Raw genomic sequence first — 15,158 nt, 5'->3', positions numbered from 1 at the left:
GAAATACTGCCTTTTAATGATGTTAGATTCTTGATTTAAAGATTTTTCCAACTGAAGCCTGCTCTCAGAGTCAGCCTGCTGAAGTGGCAGGTTTCAGGTAGACGTTTCGACCTGCAGCCAGCCCGGTTAAGGCGCCGGCTACCGTAATTACAGCCGTCATCAGCAGGGGAATGGTCCAGCCACCGGACCAGTCATGGACCTTACCCAGCAAAAGGGGACCCATTGCAGCCATAAGATAGCCCACGCACTGCGCCATGCCTGACAGTGCTGCAGCATCGCTTGCATTTGTTGTACGTAACCCGACAAAGGTCAGACCCAGCATCATGCTGGCACCGCAGCCGAATCCCAGAATGGCAGCCCACAACATCGACAGGCCCGGTGCGTACAGTATTCCTATAAGAGATATTCCCGAAAGCAAACTGACAACAACAGCCGCCATTTTCTGGTCCTTCAGACGACGCAGCGTAGCCGCCAGCATGAGTCCAGGAATTGCGGTAGTGAACTGCAGCATCCCGTGTACGGCTCCGGCTTTTTCAGGTGAAATCCCATTATCCGTCAGAATGGCTGGCAGCCAGCCCACCGCAACATAAAACGGCATTGCATTCAGTCCCATAAACAGCGTGACCTGCCATGCCAGAGCTGATGTCCAGACGGATACCCCCGTGGTTTGAGTTGGACCTGAGAGCGTATGCTTATGGTGATTGCTCAGTTGTGGGAACCAAAAAGCCAGGGCAAGCACAGGCGCTATCACTAGCAGGGCAAGCGCACTGTCCCAGCCCCATTGCTGGGAAAGTGGAATGATAATGGCGGAGCCTACGGCACCTGCGGCTCCCATTGTGATGGAATATGCGCCCGTCAATGATGCGACGTTTCCGGCAAAGTCACGCTTGATAAGGCCAGGCAACAGGACATTCCCCAGCGCGATACCGGTGCCTATGAGCATCGTTCCGATGTATAGCGCCCACATACTGCCTGCTGAACGTAGCAGAATACCTGCAGAAATCACTATCAGCGCGCCGAACAGTGTACGTTCCAGACCAAATTTTCGGGCAATAATCGCACTCACCGGTGAAAACACTGCAAAGGCAAATAACGGTAATGAGTTAAGCCATCCTACGGACGTTACACTCAGTTGAAAGTGTTCCTGAATGATCTTTAACACCGGTGCTATTGAAGTAAAGGGAACTCGCAGGTTAACGGCGATAAAAAGAATTCCCGTCACAAGGGCGGCAGTGCGCCACTTGTTTGTGATACATGACATATTTCTGACTTTCTCTGAAAAAAGAGAGACTTTAAGATACAGACCGTTTACAAGATATAGATAATCAGACAACATATTTCTAAAATATGCCAAAACATAAAAAAGTAGTTTCGTCGCCCGATGAATTTGACGCTGACATCTTTCTGCAGCCAGCGGTTGCCCTTCACGCTGCACCGGCGCAAGAGTATTCCGGCATAATGCCGCATGCGCACCGGAAGGGTCAGCTTATCCTGTCCTTGCATGGTGCAGTGAGTTGTGAAGTTCAAAATGCTCTGTGGCTTGTCCCTCCCCGACATGCCGTCTGGATACCCGGAAATACGCCTCACCGGTGCCGTGTAACAAATAATGCCCGAACCTGTTTTCTGTTTATAGAACCCGGGGCGGCCGTCATGCCCGAAACATGTTGTACGATTGCCATGACGTCTCTTGTTCGGGAACTTATTCTTTATCTTGCCGAGCAGGAACCCACTTATTCCGCTGGCAGTAAGACGGCCAGGCTGGCTGCTGTGCTCCTTGAACAATTGCCGGACGCACCGGTTGAAGCACTCCACCTTGCAATATCCGACCATCCTAAAATCAGGCAAATGGCTGAAATGCTTTTTGCGGATCCGGGGGACAGGACGACTTTACAGCAGTGGGCTTCCCGCCTTGCAACCAGTGAACGGTCGTTGGCCAGAATGGTGCAGTCAGAGACGGGAATGAGCTTCGGACGCTGGCGGCAACAGTTACATTTGATGATTGCCCTGAATGAGTTGGCTGAAGGCAAATCGGTGCAGAACGTCGCTGGCGCTCTGGGCTATGACTCGGTGAGTGCCTTCATTACCATGTTCAGAAAAGCCTTAGGTAAATCGCCTACACAGTATTTTGCTTCGCTGAATTAAGTTTTACCGTCAGGCTTAAGTTTGACGGTTACGCAATAACTTCGACAAATGAGAAATGATCGTAACTTAATCCATAAGCAGTGAAATTAACCGGAATGTCCGCTCCTCGCTCAAAGCAGACTGTCAGATTTGATTGTGTGCTGCCAGTGAAAATCGTCAGGTCAAGTCTGAGCTAGCACACATAAGGAAACTCTACAGGATCATAGGGTTGCGCTGCAAGATCCGTGATGGCTTGTTCTATTTCTACGGGGTTCATTTGCTAACAACTCTCCATTGGCATGTGACCGTCCTGCTGCTATCGATGTGCAGTGAACTTATGTCATGTCCTAAGTTTTCTTGGAAATTTTTGACAATAAGTTTATCAGAATAGAACTTGGCGCTATAGCGGATTCTGCCCAGTCATCCCACTAAACGTATTCCTTTCATCCCGCCATCAATGATACTTCCACAATCTGCAGCCATTACAAAATCAGCCCACCATTGCATCATTGGGCGACGCTGTTCCAGGTAATCGCTGCGGTTATAAGCACGTCGAACCTCATTCTTATCCACATGAGCAAGTGCTGCCTCAATAACATCAGGCGGAAAGCCTTGTTCATTAAGTGCAGTACTGGCAATTGATCGCAGACCGTGCGATACGAGCACTCCACCAAAACCTGCACGTTTTAGTGATGCGTTAACGGTTTGGCTATTCATGGGCTGGTTGGGCTTGATACGGCTAGGGAATATAAATTCTCGATTTCCACTTAACGGCTTCATCATCTCCAGTATCGCAATTGCTTCATCTGACAATGGAACAGTATGGTCACGGTTCATCTTCATACGTGATGCAGGGATCTTCCATTCTCGCGCTTCCATGTCTACCTCTTCCCAACGGGCTTCGGCCGCTTCGGCAGGGCGGGTTATGGTAAGAAGCTGCCACATGAACAGGCATCGGGTTGAAAGACTAATGCTGGCCGTACGCATCGTCTGCATCAGTTGAGGTAGCTGATCCGGCCGAATACTGGGCATATTTTTCTTCTGTGGTTTCTCAAATGCCTTGCCAATGTTGACACTGGGCACAGCATCTATCAGGCCTGTGTTCTGGGCATATATCATGACCTCATTAATGCGTTGGCACAGGCGACGAACGGTTTCCAGTGCTCCTCTGGCCTGAACCGGTTGGACGGCCTGAACCAGTGTGTGAGCTTTAATATCTGTAACGCTAACGTCGCCAATTGCAGGAAAGATATCTCTTTCAAGAGAGCGCCAGATATCGTCGGCATAGTCCTTGGTTACGCTGGCTTTCTTCACATTCCACCAACGTTCAGCCACGAGTTGGAAAGTATTGGTTTTGGCTTCCAGCGAACTGCGCAATTGTTCTTGCTGATGTTCCTGCGGATCGATTTGTTTTACCAAGAGAGAGCGAGACTCTGCCCGGTAGTTTCTAGCATCGGCAAGGGTAACTGACGGGTAGGGGCCGATGCTCTTCTTCGCTCGTTTCTTAGTAACAGGGCGAATGTAGCGAAACTGCCAAATTTTACTCCCGCTGGGTTTGATGAGTAGCTCAAGGCCATCACCATCATAGAGAACGTAGTCCGCTTCTTTGGGTTTGGCTGATTCGATCTCTTTAACGGATAGAGGTTTGGTTTGTCTTGCCATTGCCGGGTTTCCATAGTTTTAGGCACCTCAAAAACAATAAAGCTTTATGAGGTGCCTAACAAGGTGCCTAAAAGGTTCGGATTTAATTAGTTGGCATCAGACTTCGCTGGACAAATTCAAGGCACAAAAAAACCCGCAGGGCTTGTGCCATGCGGGCTTTCAGGACTTCATCGGATGACTCTGGTAATCACCGATGGAGAATTTTGGTGGAGCTGGCGGGAGTTGAACCCGCGTCCGAAATTTCTACATCCTCGGTACTACATGCTTAGTTTGTCTTTACATTCGCACGCCAGCTGCGGACAGACACGCCACTAACGAACTAGCCTGATTAGTTTTAACGCTTCAACCCCAGGCAGGGTTTCCACGCGATCTCTTTTGGGTTTGACCTCTCTTTGATCCCCGTCTTAAGAGCGGAAGCTAGGGAGAGAGGGCTCAGAGCAGGTTATTAAGCTGCTAAAGCGTAGTTTTCGTCGTTTGCGACTATTTTTTTGCGGCTTTTAACGAGGCAAACCGCCCCTCGGCATGCACCTTGGGTTTCGCAAATCCCGTCGAATCCAGAATCAGCCCCAATAGTGTTGAACTGAGTATACCAGATTTCACTTCCTGGATACCAGCCCGGAACCTAACTTATTGAATAGTACAATAAGTGTGCAGAATCAACGTCCTGCGTTTTTCATAATGCGCGCTTTGTCCAGCTGCCACTCGCGCTCTTTCAGGTCAGTACGTTTGTCGTGCTGTTTTTTACCCTTCGCGACGCCAACTTTCACTTTGCACCAGGCGTTTTTCCAGTACAGCGACAGGGCGACCACGGTGAAACCTTCACGGTTAATGCGTCCGTAGAGGGATTCAAGCTCACGCTTGTTCAGCAGCAGCTTGCGGGTGCGCGTTGGGTCACACACGTAGTGTGAAGAGGCGACGGTCAGCGGCGTAAAGTTCGCGCCGAACAGGAAGGCTTCGCCATCTTTCAGGATCACGTAGCTATCGCCGATGTTGGCTTTCCCGGCGCGCAGCGATTTTACTTCCCAGCCCTGCAACGCAAGGCCAGCTTCGAATTCTTCTTCAATGAAATACTCGTGGCGAGCACGCTTGTTGAGCGCAATGGTCGCCGAGCCTGGTTTATGTGCTTTTTTCTTCGTCATAAGTGTCGTAAAGCCGTCGGTAATCTGATTTCAAAAAGTCACCTCATTGCGTCCTGTGAGGTCTAACGCGCTATCTTAGCACGAGATGAGGCTTAGCGTTTTTTTAACAGGTGATAAATGTTATTATTTGTCCGTTGTGTGACCATGGGAAAAGCTATGCCTCAGATTAGCCGTACTGCGCTTGTGCCTTACAGCGCGGAACAAATGTATCAGTTAGTGAACGATGTTCAGTCTTATCCAGAGTTTATTCCGGGGTGCACCGGGAGCCGCGTTCTGGAGTCTGGTCCGACGCAGATGACGGCGGCGGTGGATGTCTCCAAAGCTGGGATCAGCAAGACGTTCACCACCCGCAATACGCTGACCAGCAATCAGAGTATTTTGATGCATCTGGTGGATGGTCCGTTTAAAACCCTGATGGGGGGCTGGAAGTTTACGCCGCTGAGCGCTGACGCCTGTCGCATTGAGTTCCAGCTGGACTTTGAATTCACCAATAAGCTGATTGAGCTGGCGTTTGGCCGCATCTTTAAAGAGCTGGCCTCAAATATGGTTCAGGCGTTCACCACCCGCGCCAAAGAGGTTTACAGTGTCGCATAAGATAGCTGTAGAAGTGGTGTACGCGTTGCCGGAGAAGCAGTACCTGCAGCGCGTAACGCTGGAAGAGGGGGCAACCGTTGAGGCGGCTATCCGTGCTTCCGGCATCCTTGAGCTTCGCAGCGATATCGACCTGGCGAAAAATAAGGTCGGGATTTACAGCCGTCCGGTGAAGCTGGGTGATGTGCTGAAAGAGGGCGACCGGGTGGAGATTTATCGTCCGCTGATTGCTGACCCGAAAGAACTGCGTCGCCAGCGTGCGGAGAAATCTGGTAAGTAGCGGTTTCTTTCCCCGGTGGCGCTGCGCTTACCGGGGTTACGATTCGGCGCAAGAGTTCAGACACAAAAAAGGTGCTCAATGAGCACCTTTTTGCATTTCTGACGCCTGATTATTTGGTCAGGGCAGGCTTGTTGTCGATGTTGGTCAACACACCAGCGCTGCTGAAGGTCAGCGTCAGGGTCTGCTGGGTCGCATCTTCATGGCCCGGCTTCTGACGGAATACATAGAACCAGGTGTTAGTGCCGAACGGGTCGGACATCATCGGGGTTCCCAGTGCATAAGCGACCTGCTGTTGTGTCATCCCCACACGGATTTTGGACACATCGTTAGGGGTAAGGTAGTTCCCCTGGTTGATGTCAGGACGGTAAACCACTTTCTCCAGAGTGGAACAGCCTGCGGTCAACATCAGAAGAACCGCTGCGGCAGCGGTCAGCATTTTACAACGCATAGTGATTTGATTCCTTTTCGGGCCCGAGCAGAACGCGGCTCATATGTAATATGCCGATGATAATAGACCTTGCCCCACTTTGAAACCGGTCTGGCGGCGTTTTTGTTGTTCTGTATGACCCTGAGATCCCGAAAAAGTTTATGCCGCCAGCAGTTCTTTCGCGTTCGCGAGCGTATTACGCGTGACTTCGCTGCCGCCGAGCAGGCGTGCCAGCTCCTGCAGACGCGCGCGTTTATCCAGCGGCTTCATGTGCGTTTCGGTCATTTCACCGTCGGTTTCTTTACTGACGATAAAGTGATGATGGCCACAGCCCGCGACCTGCGGCAGGTGGGTTACACACATCACCTGCGTTGATTCGCCTAGCTGGCGCAGCAGTTTACCTACTACCGCTGCCGTTGGGCCGCTGATCCCCACATCCACTTCATCGAAAATCAGCGCCGGGGTTTCCATTTTACGCGCGGTAATCACCTGAATCGCCAGCGCAATGCGCGACAGTTCACCGCCGGAGGCGACTTTAGAAATCGCCTGCAGTGGCTGACCCGGGTTGGTGGTGACGCGGAATTCGATGCGATCTGCACCTTCTGCCGTCAGGTGGTTTTCTTCAAAGCGAACATCAATAGTGAATACGCCGTGCGGCATCGCCAGCGTATGCATGCTGTCGGTGATGTGCTGGCTTAACTCCAGGGCATAATGCTGACGGATTTCATGCAGCTTTTGCGCTGTCGCCAGCGCCTGTTCATGGTGCAGGTTCACCGCCAGAGAGAGGGTTTCCAGCGAGTCAGCCTGATCGTCAAGCTGCTGCTGTTCTTCCAGCAGAGACTGATAGTAGCCCGGCAGCTCTTCCGGTGTGACGTGGTGCTTGCGCGCCAGCGAGATCTGACGGGAGATGCGCTGTTCCAGCTCAAACAGACGGTTCGGGTCGAGATCGAGACGTTCGCAGTAGTGGCGCAGTTCGTCGCCGGCTTCGGAGATCTGAATGGCCGCTTCTTCCAGCATATCCAGAACGCCAGAGAGTTTGCTGTCCATACCGACCAGCTCGGTAATCAGCTGACGAACGTTATACAGCTGGCTCTGGAGGTTCACGTCTTCGCCATCCGCCAGCAGGTTGAGCGCATTCTGGCTGGTTGAGAGCAGGTGACCGCTGTTCGCCAGGCGTTTGTACTCTTCGTCGATTTGCTCAAACTCACCCGCCTGCGGGTTAAATTCGTTCAGCTCTTTAAGCTGGTATTCCAGCAGCTCCGCGCGTGCGGCGCGCTCCTGGCTCTGCTGCTGATGCTGGGCGAGCTCGCGGCAGCTCTGATGCCACTGGCGATAGTGCTCCGCCATAAGCTGAGTAAGCGCATACTCACCCGCATAGCCATCAAGCAGCGCTTTCTGCTGTTCTGGTTTGACGAGTTGCTGATGTGCATGCTGACCGTGGATCTGAATAAGCAGCTGACCGAGTTCGCGCAGTTGTGAGAGCGGGACCGCCGTGCCGTTGATGAAGCCACGTGAACGACCGTCGCTGCTGATCACGCGGCGAAGTAAACACTCACGTCCATCTTCGAGCTGGTTCTGTTCCAGCCAGCGCTGGGCCGCAGGGGTGTCTTTCAGGGAGAAGCGGGCGCACAGGTCGGCACGGTTTGCGCCCATGCGCACCATATCGCCCTCTGCACGGCCGCCAAGGCACAAGCCGAGGGCATCAATGGCAATGGATTTACCTGCACCGGTTTCCCCGGTGATCGCCGTCATGCCGCTGTGGAAATCGATCTCAAGCTCACGAACAATGGCAAAGTTGCTGATGGTCAGTTGTGCCAGCATAATTGTTTCCTGTATGAAAAACCATAACTGTGTTTTCATACAGTATAAACTGGTTTTATATACAGTAAAGTCCTGGATGCAAAATCAGAACAATTTTTTTGACCAGCCAAGCTTCGAGCTTAATGTGTTGAAATAGCTGTAATCTTTCGGGTGAATAAGGTTCAGATGGTAATCACACCGGCGAATCAGGACATCTTCACCTTCCTGGATCGGCAGCGCTATCTGGCTGTCGCAGCTGATCTCCAGGTCGTTACGGCGGTGTGAGAACCGCAGGCGTATCGTGCTGTCGCCGTTGATGACCAGCGGGCGGGCAGAGAGCGTGTGCGGGAACATCGGCACCAGGGTAATGGCGTCCAGAGAAGGCGTCAGGATCGGGCCGCCGGCCGAAAGCGAGTAGGCCGTTGAGCCGGTTGGAGTGGAGATAATCAGCCCGTCAGAACGCTGGGAGAAGGCAAAGATTTCGTCGATATAGACTTCGAACTCGATCATGTGCGCCACTTTACCGGGGTGCAGCACAACCTCGTTAATCGCGGTGCTGATGCGTTTCTGACAGTCCTGCTGGCATACCTGCGCTTCCAGTAAAAAGCGTTTTTCACTGATATAGTGACCTTCCAGCACGTCGGCCAGCTGCTGCTGCGCATTGTCCGGGTCGAGGTCGGTTAAAAAGCCGAGGTTGCCACGGTTGATGCCGATGACCTTGATGTCATAGCGCGCCAGCGTGCGTGCCGCGCCGAGCATGTTGCCGTCGCCGCCCACCACCACGGCGAGGTCGGCCTGTTGGCCTATTTCCGCCAGCGTGCCGGTTTTGACGCTCTTCAGCTGCAGCTCCTGCGCAATCTGCTGCTCGACCATCACTTCATAGCCTTTGCTACACAACCAGCGATACAACATTTCATGTGTCGTCAATGCGGTAGGGTGACGCGGATGCCCGACGATCCCAATACACCTGAAATGATTATTCATTTTCTGGAGGTCCTTGTGCCTGATGAATGATGACAATCTGTCTTGTTCCCTTGAATCCCGGAAACTGATCCCCATAATAAGCGAAGTTAGCGAGATGAATGCAGAAAAACGCGGAGAAATTCATGAGTAGTAAAGAACAGAAAACGCCTGAGGGGCAAGCCCCTGAAGAAATTATCACGGAACAGCATGATGAAGTTGAGGCTGTAGAGCCAGACGCATCTGCTGAGCAGGTGGACCCGCGCGATGAAAAAATTGCGAATCTGGAAGCTCAACTGGTAGAAGCACAGAATCGCGAACGCGACGGTGTTCTGCGCATCAAGGCGGAAATGGAAAACCTGCGTCGTCGTACCGAGCAGGACGTTGAGAAGGCGCATAAATTTGCGCTGGAGAAGTTCGTCAACGAACTGCTGCCGGTGATTGATAGCCTCGATCGCGCGCTGGAAGTGGCTGACAAAGCAAATCCGGACAACGCGGCAATGATCGAAGGTATCGAACTGACGCTGAAATCCATGCTCGACGTGGTACGTAAGTTTGGCGTAGAAGTGATTGCCGATACCAACGTTCCGCTGGATCCAAACGTTCACCAGGCGATTGCGATGGTGGAGTCAGAAGACGTGGAAGCCGGCAAAGTGTTGGGCGTGATGCAAAAAGGTTACACCCTGAACGGCCGTACCATTCGCGCTGCGATGGTGACCGTGGCGAAAGCGAAAGCGTAATTTGCCATTCGTAGTACCGGGTGGCGGCGTTCGCCTCACCCGGTCTACAGCCTTACTCGGCGATACTTTCGCGCAGCGGTTTCACGGGCAGGACTTTAACCTGCTTAATCATATTGTCCTGCACGTCCAGGATATCAATATCGTACTGCTCAATGCGCACCCGCGTGCCCGCCGCCGGGATCTCTTCCAGCGCTTCCAGAATCATCCCGTTAATCGTGCGAGCCTCATCTTCCGGCAAATGCCAGTTAAACGCTTTGTTGAGTTCGCGAATGTTCGCGCTACCGTCAATCAGCACCGAACCGTCGTTTTGCGGGGTGACCTCTTCCGCGAGGGAAGGAGACATTGAGGTAGTAAAGTCCCCGACAATCTCTTCCAGAATATCTTCGACCGTCACCAGCCCCTGAATATCGCCGTACTCGTTAACCACCAGGCCGACTTTCTTCTTGTTGCGCTGGAATTTCACCAGCTGCGTGCTGAGCGGGGTGCCTTCCGGCACGTAGTAAATCTCGTCAGCGGCGCGCAGCATCACCTCTTTGGTGAACTCTTTTTTCTCGGTCATCAGACGGTACGCTTCGCGCACGCGCAGCATGCTGATGGCGTCATCCAGCGAGTCGCGGTACAGCACAATGCGCCCGTGCGGGGAGTGCGTTAGCTGGCGGACGATGGCTTTCCAGTCGTCATTGATGTCGATACCCACGATTTCGTTACGCGGCACCATGATGTCGTTCACGCTTACCTTTTCCAGATCCAGCACCGACAGGAGCATGTCCTGATTACGTCGGGAGATCTGGGAGCGGGATTCGTTCACGATGGTACGAAGCTCGTCTTTGCTGAGCGCGCTGCTGATGGTGACGTCGGCTTTGATTCCCACCATCCGCATCAGCAGGCGCGTCACCATGTTCAGCAACCAGACCAGCGGCATCATCAGGATCTGCAGCGGCGCCAGCAGGAAGCTGCTCGGGTAGGCGACCTTCTCAGGGTAAAGCGCAGCGATGGTTTTCGGCAGCACTTCGGCAAACACCAGCACCACGAACGTCAGCACACCGGTGGCAATCGCGACCCCGGCATTGCCGTACAGGCGCATCCCGACGATGGTACCGAGGGCAGAGGCCAGTATGTTGACGAGGTTGTTGCCGATGAGCACCAGGCTTATCAGGCGATCCGGTTTGCGGAGCAGTTTTTCAACGCGACGTGCGGCACGGTTACCCTGTTTAGCACGATGACGTAACCGGTAGCGGTTTAAGGTCATCATGCCGGTTTCCGAGCCGGAGAAATAGGCGGAGATGACCACCATGACGATCAGCGTAACGATCAGCGTGGTGGTAGAGATGTGTTCCAGGGGGAACTCCTTTGTTTCTTAGCCAGCAAATTGCTGTATGAAGCGGCTGCCAAAATAGGCAAGGGTGAGAATGCCCGCACCCGCGACGTTGAACCAGACCACGCGGCGACCGCGCCAGCCTTCATGATAGTGGCCCCATAACAGGACAATATAGACAAACCACGCGATGATAGAGAGCACCGCTTTATCGATATTCTCGACGCTAAACAGGTTCTTCATGTAAAACAGGCCCGTGCAGAGCGTGAGCGTCAGCAGCACCACGCCTACCTGGGTGATGTGGAACATCTTACGCTCAATGACCATCAGCGGCGGCATCTCATGGTTAAACGCCAGCTTTTTGTTTTTCAGCTGGTAGTCAATCCAGGCGAGCTGCATGGCGTAAAGGGCGGCGATGATCAGCGTCGCGTAGGCAAAGAGCGACAGGCCGATATGCACCAGCATCCCCGGGGTGGCCTCCAGATGCGTAATAAACTCATTGGGCATAAAGGTGGCTAAGGCCAGATTGATCAGCGCGAAGGCGTACACAATCGGCAGCAGCAGCCAGCCGCGATTTTTAGAGGCCACGATTGTCATCACCGTGCAGATCATCAGGCTGACCAGCGAGCCGACGTTGAGGACGCTCAGGTTTTGCACGCTGCCGTCGCCGGGGATGATGCGTGATTCCAGCGCAAACGCGTGGCTAATCAGTGCGATCACCGCAGAAAGAATAGCCATGCGCCGCCAGCCGCTGTTTTTTTGCAGCAGTCCGGGAACGATCAGCGCGAGGCTGACAGAGTAGGCAACAAGGGCGATCAGTGCGAAAACAGGCATATAGGCATCGACAGTTGTCTTAATAAGAAAGAGAAGCAGTATAACGTTACGTGACGCCTGCTCCAACCGTTGCATAACAACAAAGGCGCCTTCATGTTATACTCCGGCAAAATTCTGTGTATGTGTCGCTCATGGCGGCCCAACGTTTCTACTCAGGCGAGAGACAATGTTTGATAATTTAACCGATCGTTTGTCGCGCACGCTGCGCAACATCAGCGGCCGCGGACGCCTTACTGAAGAGAACATCAAGGAAACGCTGCGCGAAGTGCGCATGGCGCTGCTGGAAGCAGACGTGGCGTTGCCGGTTGTTCGTGATTTTATCAACCGCGTAAAAGAGAAGGCGGTTGGTCATGAAGTTAACAAGAGCCTGACCCCGGGTCAGGAGTTCGTCAAAATCGTTCGTAACGAACTGGTTTCGGCGATGGGTGAAGAGAACCAGGTGCTTAACCTGGCGGCTCAGCCTCCGGCCGTGGTGCTGATGGCGGGCCTGCAGGGTGCGGGTAAAACGACCAGCGTCGGTAAGCTGGGTAAATTCCTGCGTGAAAAGCACAAGAAGAAAGTGCTGGTGGTGTCTGCGGACGTCTATCGCCCGGCGGCGATCAAGCAGCTGGAAACCCTGGCAGAACAGGTCGGCGTAGATTTCTTCCCGTCAGACGTGGCCCAGAAGCCTGTCGACATCGTTAACGCGGCGCTGAAAGAGGCGAAGCTGAAGTTCTACGACGTGCTGCTGGTGGATACCGCAGGTCGTCTGCACGTTGACGAAGCGATGATGGACGAGATCAAGCAGGTGCATGCTTCTATCAACCCGGTAGAGACCCTGTTCGTTGTCGACGCCATGACCGGTCAGGATGCGGCGAATACCGCGAAAGCGTTTAACGAAGCCCTGCCGTTAACCGGCGTGGTGCTGACCAAAGTGGACGGCGACGCCCGCGGCGGTGCGGCGCTCTCCATTCGTCACATCACCGGTAAGCCAATCAAGTTCCTCGGCGTCGGTGAGAAAACCGAAGCGCTGGAGCCGTTCCATCCGGATCGTATTGCTTCCCGTATCCTCGGCATGGGCGACGTGCTGTCGCTGATCGAAGATATCGAGAGCAAGGTGGACCGCGCGCAGGCCGAGAAGCTGGCCAGCAAGCTGAAAAAAGGTGACGGTTTCGATCTCACCGACTTCCTTGAGCAGCTGCGCCAGATGAAAAACATGGGCGGCATGGCAAGCCTGATGGGCAAACTGCCGGGCATGGGCCAGATCCCTGACAACGTGAAAGCGCAGATGGATGACAAGGTGCTGGTGCGCATGGAGGCGATCATCAACTCGATGACCCTTAAAGAGCGCGCTAACCCGGACATCATCAAAGGTTCCCGTAAACGCCGTATCGCAGCCGGTTGCGGCATGCAGGTGCAGGACGTTAACCGCCTACTGAAACAGTTCGACGACATGCAGCGCATGATGAAGAAAATGAAGAAAGGCGGCATGGCGAAGATGATGCGCGGCATGAAAGGCATGATGCCGCCAGGATTCCCAGGCAGATAAATCGTGTTTCATGCTCAGTATCAAGATGCTGATTGCATTTTCCCCAAAAATCAGTAAAATTTTCGGGCTTTTAATATGACACCCGGGCTCCGTTCCTCGATGGGGCCCGGTTGTTTTATTCACACAAGAGGATGTTATGGTTACTATTCGTTTAGCTCGTCACGGCGCTAAAAAGCGTCCGTTCTACCAGGTTGTTGTGACTGACAGCCGTAATGCACGCAACGGTCGCTTCATCGAGCGCGTTGGTTTCTTCAACCCACTGGCCGCTGGCGCAGAAGAAGAAACTCGTCTGGATCTGGATCGTATCGCTCACTGGGTTGGCCAGGGCGCTACTGTTTCCGATCGCGTTGCTACGCTGATCAAAGCAGCAAACAAAGCAGCTTAATCTGTCACGGTGGTCATGATGAGCAATAAAGCACCTGTTGAACCGATCGTATTGGGAAAAATGGGTTCTTGCTACGGTATCCGTGGTTGGCTCAGAGTGTTTTCCTCCACTGAAGACGCTGATAGCATTTTTAATTACCAGCCCTGGTTTATCCAGAAAGGCGGTAAGTGGGAAGAGGTCGAGCTGGAAAGCTGGCGTCACCACAATCAGGACATCATCATCAAGCTGAAAGGCGTTGACGATCGTGATGCCGCGAATGCGCTGACTAATTGTGAAATTGTCGTGGATTCGTCGCAGTTGCCACAGCTGGAAGAGGGTGACTACTACTGGAAAGACCTTATGGGTTGCCAGGTAGTGACCACTGAAGGCTACAGCCTGGGGAAAGTCATCGACATGATGGAAACCGGGTCAAATGACGTTCTCGTCATTAAGGCAAACCTGAAAGATGCATTTGGCATCAAGGAGCGGTTGGTTCCGTTCCTCGATGGACAGGTTATCAAGAAAGTCGATCTCGCTACTCAAACCATTGAAGTAGATTGGGATCCTGGTTTTTAAATTCTCCGGATAAACGGTAAAAGACGGCGCTATGTGGATTGGCATAATTAGCCTGTTTCCTGAAATGTTCCGCGCGATTACCGATTACGGGGTAACTGGCCGGGCAGTAAAGAATGGCCTGCTGAGCATCCAGAGCTGGAGTCCTCGTGACTTCACGCATGACCGGCACCGTACCGTGGACGATCGTCCTTACGGCGGCGGACCGGGGATGTTAATGATGGTGCAACCCTTACGGGACGCCATTCACACAGCAAAAGCCGCGGCAGGTGAAGGCGCAAAGGTGATTTATCTGTCACCTCAGGGACGCAAGCTTGATCAAGCTGGCGTGAGCGAACTGGCGACGAATCAAAAGCTGATTCTGGTCTGTGGTCGCTACGAAGGGATAGATGAGCGCGTAATTCAAACCGAGATTGACGAAGAATGGTCTATCGGCGATTACGTTCTCAGCGGTGGTGAGTTACCAGCAATGACGCTGATTGACTCCGTCGCCCGGTTCATTCCGGGTGTTCTGGGCCATGAAGCTTCGGCAACGGAAGATTCCTTTGCCGACGGGTTGCTGGACTGCCCACACTATACTCGTCCTGAAGTGTTAGAAGGGATGGAAGTACCGGCAGTATTACTGTCTGGAAACCATGCCGAGATACGTCGCTGGCGTTTGAAGCAGTCGCTGGGCCGAACCTGGCTTAGAAGACCTGAACTTCTGGAAAACCTGGCTCTGACTGAAGAGCAAGCAAAGTTGCTGGCCGAGTTCAAAACTGAACACGCGCAACAGCAGCATGAACATGATGGGAATGCGTAATACGCTCCCGAATATCAGTTTA

General features: G+C 53.1%; 16 protein-coding genes and 1 other RNA gene. 8 read left to right on the top strand and 9 right to left on the bottom strand.

The features are described 5' to 3' along the window. Positions 1-70: 70 nt before the first annotated feature. Positions 71-1,261, bottom strand: a complete 1,191-nt coding sequence (locus ACWHWP_RS17745) for an MFS transporter (protein ID WP_032937978.1) — start codon at positions 1,259-1,261, stop codon at positions 71-73. Between the two features lie 86 nt (positions 1,262-1,347). Here ACWHWP_RS17745 and ACWHWP_RS17740 point away from each other — a divergent pair, with 86 nt between their 5' ends. After that, a complete protein-coding gene (locus ACWHWP_RS17740) occupies positions 1,348-2,142 on the top strand; it encodes an AraC family transcriptional regulator (RefSeq protein ID WP_032937977.1) in 795 nt (264 codons plus the stop codon). A gap of 399 nt (positions 2,143-2,541) precedes the next feature. Here the strand turns inward: ACWHWP_RS17740 and ACWHWP_RS17735 are convergent, their stop codons facing one another. The 3 genes from ACWHWP_RS17735 to smpB all read right to left on the bottom strand — a co-directional run bounded on the left by ACWHWP_RS17735 (position 2,542) and on the right by smpB (position 4,922). Then, a complete protein-coding gene (locus ACWHWP_RS17735) occupies positions 2,542-3,783 on the bottom strand; it encodes an integrase (protein ID WP_039077571.1) in 1,242 nt (413 codons plus the stop codon). 204 nt (positions 3,784-3,987) lie between these two features. Then, positions 3,988-4,351, bottom strand: a transfer-messenger RNA (tmRNA) gene (ssrA, locus tag ACWHWP_RS17730). Positions 4,352-4,439: 88 nt separating this feature from the next. Then, positions 4,440-4,922, bottom strand: coding sequence for an SsrA-binding protein SmpB (gene smpB, locus ACWHWP_RS17725; protein WP_008502505.1), 483 nt, complete (start codon positions 4,920-4,922; stop codon positions 4,440-4,442). Between the two features lie 156 nt (positions 4,923-5,078). Between smpB and ACWHWP_RS17720 the strand changes: the two genes are divergently transcribed. Continuing rightward, positions 5,079-5,516 carry a type II toxin-antitoxin system RatA family toxin gene (locus tag ACWHWP_RS17720; protein ID WP_024908332.1) on the top strand — a complete coding sequence of 146 codons (438 nt, stop codon included), beginning with the start codon at positions 5,079-5,081 and terminating at the stop codon, positions 5,514-5,516. Further along, the gene (locus tag ACWHWP_RS17715) at positions 5,506-5,793 is read left to right on the top strand and encodes an RnfH family protein (RefSeq protein WP_025759268.1); all 288 of its coding nucleotides are present in this window, start codon (positions 5,506-5,508) and stop codon (positions 5,791-5,793) included. Before ACWHWP_RS17720 ends, ACWHWP_RS17715 begins: the two co-directional genes overlap by 11 nt. A gap of 109 nt (positions 5,794-5,902) precedes the next feature. Here ACWHWP_RS17715 and bamE read toward each other — a convergent pair whose 3' ends face one another. The 3 genes from bamE to nadK form a co-directional block, all read right to left on the bottom strand. Then, a complete protein-coding gene (bamE, locus tag ACWHWP_RS17710) occupies positions 5,903-6,241 on the bottom strand; it encodes an outer membrane protein assembly factor BamE (RefSeq protein WP_008502502.1) in 339 nt (112 codons plus the stop codon). A gap of 138 nt (positions 6,242-6,379) precedes the next feature. Beyond that, the gene (recN, locus tag ACWHWP_RS17705; protein ID WP_047348138.1) at positions 6,380-8,041 is read right to left on the bottom strand and encodes a DNA repair protein RecN; all 1,662 of its coding nucleotides are present in this window, start codon (positions 8,039-8,041) and stop codon (positions 6,380-6,382) included. Between the two features lie 84 nt (positions 8,042-8,125). Next, positions 8,126-9,004, bottom strand: coding sequence for an NAD(+) kinase (gene nadK / locus ACWHWP_RS17700; protein ID WP_008502500.1), 879 nt, complete (start codon positions 9,002-9,004; stop codon positions 8,126-8,128). A gap of 122 nt (positions 9,005-9,126) precedes the next feature. Between nadK and grpE the strand changes: the two genes are divergently transcribed. Then, entirely contained in the window at positions 9,127-9,720 is a 594-nt protein-coding gene (gene grpE, locus ACWHWP_RS17695; protein ID WP_063428938.1) for a nucleotide exchange factor GrpE, read from the top strand. Positions 9,721-9,772: 52 nt separating this feature from the next. Here grpE and ACWHWP_RS17690 read toward each other — a convergent pair whose 3' ends face one another. Both ACWHWP_RS17690 and ACWHWP_RS17685 read right to left on the bottom strand, forming a co-directional pair. Then, complete coding sequence (locus ACWHWP_RS17690; RefSeq protein ID WP_047348141.1) at positions 9,773-11,059, bottom strand: HlyC/CorC family transporter; 1,287 nt, start codon at positions 11,057-11,059, stop codon at positions 9,773-9,775. Between the two features lie 18 nt (positions 11,060-11,077). Further along, on the bottom strand, positions 11,078-11,869 hold the full coding sequence (locus tag ACWHWP_RS17685; protein ID WP_047348200.1) for a cytochrome C assembly family protein: 792 nt from the start codon (positions 11,867-11,869) through the stop codon (positions 11,078-11,080). A 166-nt stretch (positions 11,870-12,035) separates the two neighbouring features. On the opposite strand from ACWHWP_RS17685, the gene ffh reads away from it, so the two are divergent. From ffh to trmD, 4 genes are all read left to right on the top strand, one after another. Continuing rightward, positions 12,036-13,397: a signal recognition particle protein gene (ffh, locus tag ACWHWP_RS17680; RefSeq protein ID WP_014884878.1), complete on the top strand. Its 1,362-nt coding sequence runs from the start codon at positions 12,036-12,038 to the stop codon at positions 13,395-13,397. 136 nt (positions 13,398-13,533) lie between these two features. Beyond that, on the top strand, positions 13,534-13,782 hold the full coding sequence (gene rpsP / locus ACWHWP_RS17675) for a 30S ribosomal protein S16 (protein WP_003863133.1): 249 nt from the start codon (positions 13,534-13,536) through the stop codon (positions 13,780-13,782). 15 nt (positions 13,783-13,797) lie between these two features. Continuing rightward, on the top strand, positions 13,798-14,337 hold the full coding sequence (gene rimM, locus ACWHWP_RS17670) for a ribosome maturation factor RimM (RefSeq protein ID WP_047348142.1): 540 nt from the start codon (positions 13,798-13,800) through the stop codon (positions 14,335-14,337). A 31-nt stretch (positions 14,338-14,368) separates the two neighbouring features. Then, positions 14,369-15,136, top strand: coding sequence for a tRNA (guanosine(37)-N1)-methyltransferase TrmD (gene trmD / locus ACWHWP_RS17665; RefSeq protein WP_008502493.1), 768 nt, complete (start codon positions 14,369-14,371; stop codon positions 15,134-15,136). Positions 15,137-15,158 lie beyond the last annotated feature (22 nt).

The sequence above is a fragment of the Enterobacter sp. WI-ESBL-E8 genome (assembly GCF_053364895.1).
This window is presented reverse-complemented; position numbering and strand designations above follow the sequence as displayed.

What these genes read in the sequence shown, in the direction of transcription:
- grpE (WP_063428938.1), top strand. Translation starts at nt 9,127, where the DNA reads ATGAGTAGTAAAGAACAGAAAACGCCTGAGGGGCAAGCCCCTGAAGAA.
- smpB (WP_008502505.1), bottom strand. Translation starts at nt 4,922, where the DNA reads ATGACGAAGAAAAAAGCACATAAACCAGGCTCGGCGACCATTGCGCTC.
- nadK (WP_008502500.1), bottom strand. Translation starts at nt 9,004, where the DNA reads ATGAATAATCATTTCAGGTGTATTGGGATCGTCGGGCATCCGCGTCAC.
- ACWHWP_RS17735 (WP_039077571.1), bottom strand. Translation starts at nt 3,783, where the DNA reads ATGGCAAGACAAACCAAACCTCTATCCGTTAAAGAGATCGAATCAGCC.
- ffh (WP_014884878.1), top strand. Translation starts at nt 12,036, where the DNA reads ATGTTTGATAATTTAACCGATCGTTTGTCGCGCACGCTGCGCAACATC.
- rpsP (WP_003863133.1), top strand. Translation starts at nt 13,534, where the DNA reads ATGGTTACTATTCGTTTAGCTCGTCACGGCGCTAAAAAGCGTCCGTTC.
- bamE (WP_008502502.1), bottom strand. Translation starts at nt 6,241, where the DNA reads ATGCGTTGTAAAATGCTGACCGCTGCCGCAGCGGTTCTTCTGATGTTG.
- ACWHWP_RS17745 (WP_032937978.1), bottom strand. Translation starts at nt 1,261, where the DNA reads ATGTCATGTATCACAAACAAGTGGCGCACTGCCGCCCTTGTGACGGGA.
- recN (WP_047348138.1), bottom strand. Translation starts at nt 8,041, where the DNA reads ATGCTGGCACAACTGACCATCAGCAACTTTGCCATTGTTCGTGAGCTT.
- trmD (WP_008502493.1), top strand. Translation starts at nt 14,369, where the DNA reads ATGTGGATTGGCATAATTAGCCTGTTTCCTGAAATGTTCCGCGCGATT.
- rimM (WP_047348142.1), top strand. Translation starts at nt 13,798, where the DNA reads ATGATGAGCAATAAAGCACCTGTTGAACCGATCGTATTGGGAAAAATG.
- ACWHWP_RS17685 (WP_047348200.1), bottom strand. Translation starts at nt 11,869, where the DNA reads ATGCCTGTTTTCGCACTGATCGCCCTTGTTGCCTACTCTGTCAGCCTC.
- ACWHWP_RS17740 (WP_032937977.1), top strand. Translation starts at nt 1,348, where the DNA reads ATGCCAAAACATAAAAAAGTAGTTTCGTCGCCCGATGAATTTGACGCT.
- ACWHWP_RS17720 (WP_024908332.1), top strand. Translation starts at nt 5,079, where the DNA reads ATGCCTCAGATTAGCCGTACTGCGCTTGTGCCTTACAGCGCGGAACAA.